Consider the following 11,600-nt stretch of genomic DNA (forward strand, 5'->3'; position numbering starts at 1 on the left):
TCATCCAAAAAACTTTTTTGCAACCTTTAGGTTTTTAATACTTGTTGTTTACAAAACCTAAAAAGTCTCTTATGAAGAAATTGCTGCCATTGCTGCTTCTTGTTGCCACCATTTTACTTTCGGAGGCACAGGAAAAACTCTCCTACTTTTTACCCGACGATGTTTCGTACAATGAAAAGATTCCGACACCGGAAGATTTTTTTCATCAGCAAATGGGAGAATGGCATCTTTCGCACGACCAGCTTCTTTCCTACGTAAAAGAAATTGCCCGGCTTTCCGACCGTGCCATCTTTTATGAATATGCGCGCTCGTACGAAAACAGGCCGCTGGTTCACCTGGTGTTTACATCGAAAGAGAACCAGCAAAATCTTGATCAGCTAAAAGAACGGCACTACCAGTATTCCGAGCCGGGCAGCCCAACTGCCAAAGAAGATGTTCCGCTGGTGGTGAGCCTTACCTATGCGGTGCACGGCAACGAATCGAGCAGTGGAAATGCCTCGGTACTTACCGCCTACTACCTGGCTGCGGCAGAAGGAGAGAAGATCGATCAGCTTCTAAAAAATACAATTGTGATTGTGGATCCGTGTCTGAATCCGGATGGATTTACCCGGCACAGCACCTGGGCCAATATGCATCAGAGCAGCGTGGCCAACGGCGATTCGTATTCCCGGCAATTTGATGAAGTGTGGCCCGGCGGGCGTTCCAACCACTACTGGTTCGACCTGAACCGCGACTACCTGTTGCTGGTTCATCCGGAAAGCCGCGGAAGGGTGGAGAAATTCCACGAGTGGAAGCCCAATATTGTCACCGATCATCATGAAATGGGAGCCAACTCTACTTTCTTTTTTCAACCCGGGGTTCCGAGCCGCAACAACCCGCTTACGCCGGAAAGAAATTATGAGTTAACCCACGAAATCGCACAGTTCCATGCCAAATATCTGGATAAGATTGGTACTCCGTATTTTTCAGAGGAACAGTTCGACGACTATTATTTTGGGAAAGGCTCGTCGTATCCCGACATCAACGGAAGCATCGGCATTTTGTTTGAACAGGCCGGGTTCAGAGGGAGAGTACGCGAAACATCCAACGGAATCAGAAAACTGGCCTACGGCATTCGCAACCAGTTCACGGTTTCTTTGTCAACGCTCGACGCAGCCATGAATCTGCACGACGAGCTGCTTGATATGCAAAAGGACTTTTACAACGACGCCCTCAAACTGGCAAAACAAAGCAAAACCAAAGCCTACATTTTTGGCAGCGAAACCGACAAGGTGAAAACCCAGCTGTTTGTTGACCTGTTGAACCGTCACCAGATTGAGGTTTACGCCAACACCAAAGACGCCACGATTGATGGGAAAGAATTCAAGGCAGGAAGCAGCTTTGTTGTTCCTGCCGAACAAAAGCAATACCGCTTGCTAACTTCCATTTTTAAAGAAGTACACGATTTTAGCGACACCACTTTTTACGATGTATCTACCTGGACATTCACACACGCCTACGATCTGCAAAGTGCATCGTTAAGCAGCCTGGCAGGTATCAGCCTCTCAAGCGAAGAGGTGAAAGCACTTCTGCCGGAAGGAAAGATAATGGGCAGTAGTCAGCCCGTGGCCTATGTTTTCAGGTGGAATGAATATTCTGCTCCCAAGGCACTGTACCAATTGCAGGCGGCAGGACTAACAACCAAAGTAGCCACCGGCGAATTTATGTTTCCGGTTAATAACAAGGATGAAAAGTTTGAAAACGGCACCATCCTGGTTTCGGTGTATGACCAGCCTAAATCACCCGATCAAATAAAAAGCCTGGTGGCATCGGTGGCTCAAAACTCCGGGATCGACTTTTATGCCCTTCCCACCGGATTATCGCCGCAGGGGATTGACCTGGGCAGCAACAGTTTTGAGAAATTATTGCGGCCACATATCTTGCTTTTTGTTGGTGGTAGTACCAGCAGTCTAGATGTGGGCGAAATCTGGCACCTGTTTGATCAGCGTTTTCAAATACCGCTTACGCTGACTGAAACCGAAAACCTGGGCAGAATGGATCTGCTCCGCTACAATACCATTGTCCTGGCAGGCAATTTCAGAGAATGGACCGAAGTTGATGCCGCCAAATTAAAAGACTGGATTTCGGACGGAGGCACACTGATTGCCTGTGAAAATGCCAGCGAGTGGGCTTCGCGCATGAAACTCGGAGCAGTCACCTTCAAAAAGCAGGTAGAACCCGATAAAACCAGGTACCTGAAATACAATGAACGCGGCAAAGAACGAAACCTGAATTACATCAGCGGCGCGATTTTTCAGGCACAGATGGACCTCAGCCATCCTTTGTGTTACGGCTACACCGAAAACAAGCTGCCGGTTTTTAAATCCACTACCCTGGTGGCCAACACTCTCGACAAAAAATATGCTGAGCCCGTTCAGTTTACATCGTCACCTTACTTAAGTGGTTGGGTTTCGGAAGAAAACCTGGAGCGTATTGCCAATGCTCCCGTAATTTCGGTTCAGCCCATCGGAAAAGGCAGGTTGATCAGTTACTACGACAATTTGAATTTCAGAGGAACCTGGCTTGGAACGACCAAGCTTTTTACCAATTCGGTATTTTTTGGGAATATTATCCGCTAATCATTTCAGGCTTTAAAAAGCTTCACTACTTTTGAATGTGCTGCTATTGCTGCAATCTTTCATTCTGAACAATACAACTGAAATGCAATTCCGGAAATCGATCATACTGCTGTTTCTCCTGCTTGCTTTTTTATCTAAGCAAACGTTGTCCAACACTCCAACGGATCAAAAGAATGATCCCGATCGTCCGAAAATTGCCTTGGTTTTGAGCGGTGGCGGTGCCAAAGGTTTTTCCCACATTGGCATATTGAAAATGCTCGAAAAGGAGGGGATTCCGATTGATATTATTGTGGGCACCAGCATGGGCAACCTGATCGGGGGATTTTATTCGATCGGGTATACCGCCGGGGAGATTGAAGCCATTGTAAAAAAGCTCGACTGGGAAGAAGTTCTTTCGGACAATGTACAGCGGGAATACCTGTCGCATAACGATAAAATGCTCAAACAGCGTTATTTGCTGTCACTTCCCTTTTCCGATGTAAAATCCATCGGCTTGCCACAGGGTATTATTAAGGGGCAAAATGTGCTGAATATTTTTTGCGGACTGGCCGGCAATCTTCCGCCTCATACCGATTTTCATCAGCTTCCGATTTCGTTTGCCAGCGTAGCCGGCGACATGGAAACCGGTGATGCAGTGGTTATGAAAGACGGCTTCTTTCCCACTGCCTTGTTTGCCAGCATGGCGATCCCCGGAGTTTTCCAACCTGTGAAACGTGACGGATTGTTACTGGTTGACGGAGGTCTTATCAATAATTTTCCCGTGGATGTGGCCAAAGAAATGGGTGCTGACATCGTTATCGGTGTTGACATCCGAAGCGACTACCTCCCCCAGGAAAAGCTGAAATCGATGGATGAGATTTTTGGACAGATCGTTGGCTTTATGGACAAGGAAAAAAATGCCGCCAACAGCAGTTTGTGCGACATCCTTATCCGCCCCGATATTTCCGGGTATTCAACGGGAAGTTTTTCGCGCGAAGCTGCCGATACCCTGATCATCCGGGGAGAAAAAGCCGCCCTGCGCCATATGAGTGAAATCAGGGAAATAAAAGATAAATACAAGCTCCAGCCTCCTGTTTATTCCCGCGAATACGTAGTATCCGGCAAATGGCAAATAACAGATGTCCGGATTCACGGTGATTATCATTTTGACAAAACTTTTCTGAAATCGTTGCTCAACCTCGAAATTCCCGGGAAATATTCAGCAGAAGAGATCAAAGACGCGATTGACAGGCTGTACGGCCACGGAGGTTTTGATTTGGCCTATTACTACTTAACCAACAATACCGCGGGCAAAACCCTGAACTTAAATGTAGTGCCGCAAAAAGAATATGCCCAGCGCGTCGGGTTTAAAGCCAATACGGTAGACGCTGCGGCTTTGCTACTTAACTTCACCAAAAGGAATTATGAAAAGACATTTTCATTTCTTTCGGCAAGTGCCGAGATCTCAGCCAATCCGGGCGTTACTTTTACGGCAGAAGCCAACCGGCTGAATTTTCCGACCCTGGGCTTTGAACTGAATGCCAAATACCAGAACTACCATATTTTCGACAGCGGAGATAAGCTTTACAACGCCGATTTGTTTTTTAGCTCGCTGAAGACCTACACCTACAAAAGCTTTTTCCGTCATTTAAATGTCGGGTTTGGAGGACAGCTCGAATATTTTAACGGCGACATTTTTTCGCAAAATACTACGACTATCAGCGAATTAAAAACTGAAATGGTATTGGGGAACCTCTATTCCCAGGTTTCTTTCGACAATCTGGACAATTTCTATTTTCCCAACCACGGAACCCGGCTGGAACTGGAGTTTTCCTTGTATTCCGATTTCAAAAACAACGGCAATATAACCTCAGCCCTGCTTTTTAATATGAACAAGGTAATTCCGCTTTCACCCCGAACGGTTTTACTTTTCAACCTGCACAGCCGCACGCTTTTCGATCCTGATTTCCCGCTGGTAAAAACAACCTTTGTCGGAGGCGAGCCGTACTCGCAGTATTTCAACTATCACATGCCCTTTATTGGCCTGTCGCCGGTAACCATTTCAGGCCGTGTTACCAACATCGGTTTCCTTGGTTTGCGTTTGCAGGTAGCCAAACTCCAGTACCTTACCTTCCAGTACAATTTAATGGTACAAGGCAACGACTGGCGCGAACCCGACGATTTTTCCACCGTTGGCGGAGCAGGAGTTAAGTATTCCATAAACACCCTCATCGGCCCTCTTGATGTTGGAATGGGATATTCAGAAAAAAACAAAAAACCTACGTTTACCGGAAGCCTCGGCTTTTGGTTTTAACAGGCGGAAAACAGGGGCAGCAAACACGGACCTCTATCCAATTGTATTCCAGCGCATTATTTCGTAACTTATATCGTTAAACCATAATTTTAACTGATATGAGAAGACTTTTTTTTATTGCCGGAATTGCACTTTTTGTGCTTGGTTGCACTGCACCCGATCCTGAACAGGAGAAAGCAAAAGTTGAAACCGCGATCCAGGAATTCTACGCGGCTGCCCAGAAATTTGATTTCGAAGCGATCCCAACTTTTTGCACCACTGACTTTACAGCTTTTGAAGACGGAATGTTTTTCAACAACATCAACGACTTTATGGATGTTTTCAAATCGCTGGAAGGAGCTACCATTGACATGAAACTGAATTTTGTGAAAACAGAGGTGTCCGGCAATATGGCCACTTCGGTTGTTGAATTTGATGCCCATTTTATAAAAGATCCGGCGAAAATTCATTTTACAACCTATGAAAATTATGTTTTGAAAAAAGAAGACGGCAAATGGCTGCTGCATTATTTCCACAGTTCTCATCTGCCCAATCCCGAGGACACGGACTTTGCCACTGTTCATCTGCTAAAAATACCTGAAGACCTGAGCATTGAAAAACTTCAGGAGAACATCGAAAAACTGAATGCCGCCATTTCCTCGCTCGGATACTGGAATTGCGGCTATACCCTGTTCAATGTTGAGGAAAACAGCAACGACACCTACAACTATTTTATCAAAGGCAACTGGAACAACGCGGAAAGCTATAAAATAATTCACGACAGCGAAGCTTTCAAAAGCGTGGCCGGCACCATGCCCGAGGTGGTGAAAGACTACTTCAAAGACCAGGTTTATGCGAAAGTGGAGAAGATGAAGTAAACATCAAAGCTTATTAAAGTTATCACTAGGTCCGTTTCTCCTCCTAATGAGGAGGAGTACTCAGTCGAAGCTTGCGAAGACTGAGGGAGGTGGTAGTTTAATCATTTGCGTTGCTGGAAGAAAATTGTACCACCCTGCCAGCGAATTGACGTTTGTTTTTATTGGCAAATTTAATGTCGCTGTCACCCCTCCTTTTAGGAGGGGAAATTACGGTTAAATGCCTCTTTGCAAAGAAAGGGACTGAGAAAGGTTCAAAAGAATCGTATTTCTCATTGTGGCACCATTTCGGACAGACAGAAAAACAAATGCCCGTCCATCAAAAGCACTGATGAACGGACATTTATTTTATTCATGTATTTTCAGAACATCTTTCCTGCTATTACCTAATCATTAATAAGCGGGGTAATTATTTCGGCCCATTTCAGGTAGCCGTTTGCAGTTAAATGAAGGCCGTCGTTGGTGAAATCCGGGTTTAAATAATCCGTTCCGGCCTCGGTAAAAGAATCAAAAAGATTTACAAAATGCACCTTGTTGGCGGCGCACCATTCTTTTAGTTTTTTATTGATTTCCAAAACTTCAGGCGTTTTGCCAATATGCTTCGAAAATTTGCTGAACGCGGGATTCACCGGCAGAATACTTTGTACGAAAACCTGCGTTTCCGGCGATGCGCTTTGTATCTCGGTGGCTATTTCGCAAATGTTCCGATAAACCGTGTCGGCCGCTATGTTGCGCGACAAATCATTGATACCTATTAAGAGAAATACTTTTGCCGGCTTCGAACGGGTTACTTCTTCCAAACGATACAAAACGCCTTCGGTAATATCACCACTGATTCCGCGGTTTTTTACATTCGGATTCTGAAACAGCTCACTCCATTCACAGCCATCCGTGATACTGTTCCCCAGCATAACAATTTCGTTGGGCGTATCGGGCAGGCTTTCAAAAAGTGTATACCGCTGATTGTAATAAGTACTAAAATTATTGGTTTGCGCCGTCAGTTGAAAAACACTAAAAACGGCCACCAGCAAAGAAAAGAAGGTTTTATTCATGGTTTGATATTGTTTAAAAATTCGATTTAAAGTTAACCCTTCCCATCGATATTTTTTCAATAAAATATACAGAATGCACTATCCTCTTTAGTCGTTCTCCTTGTTGGCAGTGGTTGGTTTAAGTGTCAGCAACTGGAGCAAAACTGCGGCAGCCACCGGAATGGCAAGCATGGCCATATCCCTGCCCAAATGACCGGAATCGGTAGACTTTCCCAACAGTTCGGTAACAAACGCACCTGCAAAAACACCCGTCAAATTCATTAAGCCATAACCCGCTGCCCGGTGCCGCGGTGATACAAACTGACAAAGAATGGGCATGTTGTTGGCATCGAACATTCCGAAACCAACGCCAAACAAAACACCTCCGCCGAGAATGCTGATAAGTCCGTGGCCAAATCCGAGCAACAGCAGCGACGGGATAAGCAAACTTAAGCCAATGGCGCCGGTGTAAATTCGTCCCCGCAGGTTTTTCATGATCCAGCGGTCGGCCAAAATACCGCCAAAAATCACCCCAACAAACGAAGAAGCGGCAATGGTAATGGTGGCCAACGGGCCTGCTTTTGACATGTCCATCCCCAGGCTTTCGGAAAAAAGTGTAGGTAACCAGTTTTTGGTGGCCCATCCCGGAAAACTGGGTGCAGCAAAATAAAAAAGGATCACCCAAAAACTCATGGTTCCCAACAGCATTCCCAGACTTTTTGTAATGGATGAAAAGCCACTGATTTTTACGATTTTATTTTGAGTTGCAGGCTGTGAAGAAGGTGCAAAACGATCTTTTTTCTCGCGCAGAAAGAAAACCAGTACAAGACTGTAGGCAATTCCGATCAAACCAAACGAATGAAACGCCGTTTGCCACGAAAACTGATGCGCCACTGTAGCTCCGAACCCACCGATTGCCTGCCCGAAATACAAACCGGTCATGTGAATTCCCACAGCCAGCGAACGGGTACCTTCTTTGTGGTAGTCGGCAATTAAGGCCAGTGCTGCAGGAATGTACAGTGCCTCGCTAACCCCCATTACGGCCCGCAACACATACAAAACCTGGAAATTATTTGAATAGCCCATCGACAGCGTAACGGCCGACCAAACAGCCAGACTTCCAACAATCAGCCATTTGCGGTTGATGCGGTCGGCAATCAGTCCGGCTACCGGGCTCATAAAACCGTATATCCAGAGGAACACGGCCATTAAACGGCCAAAATTCTCCGCCGTTTCCAACTCTTTTATATCGATCATCATCGACACTTTCATGGTCGATAACATCTGCCGGTCCATATAATTCAACAGGGCTACCACCCATAAAAGTCCGACTACAATCCAGGGATATATTGATTTTACTTTGCTTTGGTTCATTTTTGTTCGATTTGATTCATTTATTGTTTATCCGTTGCTGTTGATTTTCTCCAGTGTTTTCCAAACCTGGAACATACCGCGCGGAACGTGGAAACAGCCCTTCCATTTTCCGCCTTTCAGGTTAAGCAGTACTTCGCCCTGGCGATTGAGGTAACCAAACCATTCGCCAAACTCAGCATCGGCAAAATGCGCCCAGGAGTAGTCGTGCACTTTTTCAAACCAGCGCAAGCATTCTTCGTTGCCGGTAAGCGCATATCCTTTTATCAGCGTAATTAATGTTTCGACGTGCACCCACCAAAGTTTCTGGTCCCATTCCAGTTGTTGCGGCGGATTTCCCTTTAGATCGAGGAAATAGAAAATACCCCCGTATTTTTCATCCCAGCCGTATTTCAGCGTTCGCAAGGCGATATCGACAGCCTTTTGCGCCAACTCGGGTCTTTTCAGTCGTTCCGACAGGTCCATGATAAACCACATGGCTTCAATCGCGTGCCCCGGATTTAACAAACGCCCTTCGAAAGAATCGGAAAAGCTGCCGTCGGGATTTACATTTTCCAGGATCAGTCCCGAATCAGGCTGGTAGAACACTTCCATCACTTCGTGCAATACTTTTTCAACTGTACTCTCAACCAATTCGGGAGCCAGCAGGTGTTCGATCTCCAGCGACAGGTTGCACAAAATCATGGGCAGCGAAAAACCCTTTAACGAGCGGGTTCCCGGCACCAACTTGTTGTAAGCTCCTTTGGGATTATCACTTCGTTTCAGGATATTCTGAAACGTATCTTTTGCAATCGTGGCAAACTCGTCGTTTCCGGTGGCTTTGCTCAATTGCCCGAAAGCCATTGTCGCAAAACAATCCGAAAAAATATTGTACGGCTGCACCAGCGGCAGTCCTTCACGCGTGAGCGAAAAATACCAGTTCTGGTGCCCGTCGTGCCCGTACTTTTGAAGAAACGCTGCGCCGTCGAGGGCCATCTGCAACCACTCCGGTTTCTGTTCCACCTCGTTGTACAACTTTGAAAACATCCACACCTGGCGGGCTTGCAGCCAAATAAACTTATCGGTATCAAACACCTTTCCTTCCCGGTCCAAACAGGTGAAATAACCTCCAAACTCCTTGTCGGGAGAATTGGTTTCCCAAAAAGGAATGACTTTGTTTAAAAGCTCGTTTTTATACTGTTCCGAAAGCCTTTTAATGTCCATCTTCTGATTCATTTATTTATGAAAATATACTTACTCCAACTTGTCGCCGGATAAATCAGCAACGTTCACTTTGGGAGTGCGCACGCCCGGTCGGATTTCGCCGTTGGGAATGTATATCCTGTTTCCCGATTTAACTGCCGCAGTTGTTACCTGCGTTGAAAAAGGAAGACCTTCCATCAGGCCCGATTCATTAGTAAGCGTGTTGTACCAAAACACCTGCCGGTCAAAGCCAGGATGGCTCTCCAGGTGCTTTATTTTCCGGCTGTTGATTTCCGCTTTTTCTTCGGGAGTTTCGGCTGCGGCAACAGCGTTAATAAACGCTTCGGTTTTGTTAAAAAGCCGCCCATTGTCGCCCCCAAAAAGAAGGATGTGATTTTTACCGACTGCCGCACCTGTTCCGGCGGCAAGGGTTACCGGCATATTTTGAGCACCGCTTATATTGCCAACCTGTTTCCACACTTTTTCTGAAGGTGAATATTTCAACACCGAACTAAAAAAGATGCTTAGTTCACCGTCTCTGTTGCGTCCTCCCAACACATAAATACAATCCTCGTTTCCGTCCCACTGACTTACCACCACTGCGTTGGATACGGGCTGTGGTAAATCAGGAAGTTTTACCCATTCGGGCGTGTCTTTGGAAACATCGGCGCAGTAAAACGTCGACAAATAACCTTCCGCGCCTAAGCCTCCTGCCACATAAACCACCGGGCCAATGGCGGCCGCACCACAATTTGAAACGGCTACCGGAAAATCGGTCAGTGTGCTAATTTGCACTTCACCCCTGTCGAACTTCAGCTTTAATACGCCGGAAAGCGGCCCGTTCAGGTTTTCGCCTCCTACACAAATAATCTCATTGTTAAGCGAAACGCAGGCTGAGTAGCCCAAAGGAACTGGAAGTTTTGTTCCGGTGATTTGCCAGGCGGTATCATTTTCATTCAATGGCAAAAAGAAAATATCGTCGTAGTATTTCTTCGCTCCTCCTTCCCAGGGTAATAAATCCGGAAAATTCGCTCCTCCAGCCACCACCAATACGTTCGATGCAATGCCTGCCAATGGGCCTGCAAGCCCCTTCTGCACCGTCTCTTTGTTGGCCGAAGGAATATCCGGTAAACTCTCCCAATTGATTTTCATAGCAGTTTCTTTTTCCCGGGGAGAACATTGCATAACAACTCCTCCCAGAACGATTACTGAAAATACTTTTATGTTTCGCTTAAAGCGTGCTGAAAAGTTCCTGAATTTGCAAAGCCTCAACATCTTTTTCAAACTGTTTGTATGCTTCATTGCTCATATTTTTTACGGGCAAACGGAATTCACCGCATTCAAAACCAATGTACCGCATGTAGGCTTTTCCGGTGGCAATTCCGCCGTATTTTCCCAACAAACGAATCATATCGATTGATTGCTGCTGCAACTTGCGGGCTTTCTCAAGGTCTCCGTTATCAAACGCATCAATCAGTTGGTAATACAGTGGTGCAGCATAGTTAAATGTACTTCCCACTCCTCCGCGCGCTCCCAGCACCAATGCCGATAACAGGTTCTCGTCGCGGCCCCAAAGCATGTCGTATTTTCCATCAGCAAAGTGGATACAAGTCAGAAAATCCATAAAATCTTCGTGGGTGTATTTGATACCTGCCAGGTTGGGAATCATACCCGAAGCTTCCTGTAAGAAATCATACATGGAAACAAAGCAACCCGAGAGCACCGGAATGTGATAAAAATAGAAAGGCACGGTAGGAACAGCCTCTGCAACCTTCGCACAAAATTCAGCCAGCTGGCCACCCGAACCGGGTTTGAAATAATAAGGCGCCAGCATGGCAATGGCATCCGCCCCGCATTCTTCCGAATGCTTCGCATTTTCAATACACTCTTTGTAGGAAGTGCCGCCAATCAGGTTAATAATTTTAAGTTCCTTTTTCTCAGAAGCCGCTTTCACCCACTCTTCGGTAATCTGCATTTTTTCCTTTTGCGAAAGGGAAACTCCCTCTCCGGTTGAGCCATTTACAAAAGCACCAACCACTTTATTGTTTTCCAGCAATCTTACGTAATCCGGAATTTTTTCAAAAACCACTTCTCCCCTGCTATCCATCGGGGTAAAAGGTGCTGCGATAAGGCCGTTAATTTTATTCATTTTGTCAATATTTTAAGTCGTCAATATTTTTGGTTGAAATTCTATTTTACTATTCGTCAATGCCCGTTGAGTTGCTGACGGCAAGCTATTTAATGTTTTGAA

Annotated in this window: 8 protein-coding genes; 3 read left to right on the forward strand and 5 right to left on the reverse strand. The window is 45.9% G+C overall.

Going from position 1 to position 11,600, the window contains the following annotated elements; genetic code table 11:
* The first annotated feature begins 71 nt into the window (after positions 1 to 71).
* The 3 genes from D1614_RS11630 to D1614_RS11640 all read left to right on the forward strand — a co-directional run bounded on the left by D1614_RS11630 (position 72) and on the right by D1614_RS11640 (position 5,768).
* Positions 72 to 2,618: a M14 family zinc carboxypeptidase gene (locus tag D1614_RS11630; RefSeq protein WP_119438100.1), complete on the forward strand. Its 2,547-nt coding sequence runs from the start codon at positions 72 to 74 to the stop codon at positions 2,616 to 2,618.
* A gap of 82 nt (positions 2,619 to 2,700) precedes the next feature.
* Entirely contained in the window at positions 2,701 to 4,911 is a 2,211-nt protein-coding gene (locus tag D1614_RS11635; RefSeq protein WP_147384172.1) for a patatin-like phospholipase family protein, read from the forward strand.
* A gap of 98 nt (positions 4,912 to 5,009) precedes the next feature.
* Positions 5,010 to 5,768, forward strand: coding sequence for a YybH family protein (locus tag D1614_RS11640; protein WP_119438102.1), 759 nt, complete (start codon positions 5,010 to 5,012; stop codon positions 5,766 to 5,768).
* 383 nt (positions 5,769 to 6,151) lie between these two features.
* Here the strand turns inward: D1614_RS11640 and D1614_RS11645 are convergent, their stop codons facing one another.
* From D1614_RS11645 to D1614_RS11665, 5 genes are all read right to left on the reverse strand, one after another.
* Positions 6,152 to 6,817, reverse strand: a complete 666-nt coding sequence (locus D1614_RS11645) for a GDSL-type esterase/lipase family protein (RefSeq protein ID WP_119438103.1) — start codon at positions 6,815 to 6,817, stop codon at positions 6,152 to 6,154.
* An 87-nt stretch (positions 6,818 to 6,904) separates the two neighbouring features.
* Positions 6,905 to 8,170, reverse strand: a complete 1,266-nt coding sequence (locus D1614_RS11650; protein ID WP_119438104.1) for an MFS transporter — start codon at positions 8,168 to 8,170, stop codon at positions 6,905 to 6,907.
* 27 nt (positions 8,171 to 8,197) lie between these two features.
* Positions 8,198 to 9,370 (reverse strand): n-acyl-d-glucosamine 2-epimerase, encoded by a 1,173-nt coding sequence (locus D1614_RS11655; RefSeq protein WP_119438105.1) that lies wholly within the window; start codon positions 9,368 to 9,370, stop codon positions 8,198 to 8,200.
* A gap of 30 nt (positions 9,371 to 9,400) precedes the next feature.
* Complete coding sequence (locus D1614_RS11660; RefSeq protein WP_162304475.1) at positions 9,401 to 10,501, reverse strand: Kelch repeat-containing protein; 1,101 nt, start codon at positions 10,499 to 10,501, stop codon at positions 9,401 to 9,403.
* Positions 10,502 to 10,580: 79 nt separating this feature from the next.
* On the reverse strand, positions 10,581 to 11,498 hold the full coding sequence (locus D1614_RS11665) for a dihydrodipicolinate synthase family protein (protein WP_119438107.1): 918 nt from the start codon (positions 11,496 to 11,498) through the stop codon (positions 10,581 to 10,583).
* Between the last annotated feature and the right edge of the window lie 102 nt (positions 11,499 to 11,600).

Origin of the sequence: Maribellus luteus, from assembly GCF_003576475.1 — a bacterium.
In the GTDB taxonomy this organism is placed as follows: domain Bacteria; phylum Bacteroidota; class Bacteroidia; order Bacteroidales; family Prolixibacteraceae; genus Draconibacterium; species Draconibacterium luteum.

What these genes read in the sequence shown, in the direction of transcription:
- D1614_RS11630 (WP_119438100.1), top strand. Translation starts at nt 72, where the DNA reads ATGAAGAAATTGCTGCCATTGCTGCTTCTTGTTGCCACCATTTTACTT.
- D1614_RS11635 (WP_147384172.1), top strand. Translation starts at nt 2,701, where the DNA reads ATGCAATTCCGGAAATCGATCATACTGCTGTTTCTCCTGCTTGCTTTT.
- D1614_RS11640 (WP_119438102.1), top strand. Translation starts at nt 5,010, where the DNA reads ATGAGAAGACTTTTTTTTATTGCCGGAATTGCACTTTTTGTGCTTGGT.
- D1614_RS11645 (WP_119438103.1), bottom strand. Translation starts at nt 6,817, where the DNA reads ATGAATAAAACCTTCTTTTCTTTGCTGGTGGCCGTTTTTAGTGTTTTT.
- D1614_RS11650 (WP_119438104.1), bottom strand. Translation starts at nt 8,170, where the DNA reads ATGAACCAAAGCAAAGTAAAATCAATATATCCCTGGATTGTAGTCGGA.
- D1614_RS11655 (WP_119438105.1), bottom strand. Translation starts at nt 9,370, where the DNA reads ATGGACATTAAAAGGCTTTCGGAACAGTATAAAAACGAGCTTTTAAAC.
- D1614_RS11660 (WP_162304475.1), bottom strand. Translation starts at nt 10,501, where the DNA reads ATGAAAATCAATTGGGAGAGTTTACCGGATATTCCTTCGGCCAACAAA.
- D1614_RS11665 (WP_119438107.1), bottom strand. Translation starts at nt 11,498, where the DNA reads ATGAATAAAATTAACGGCCTTATCGCAGCACCTTTTACCCCGATGGAT.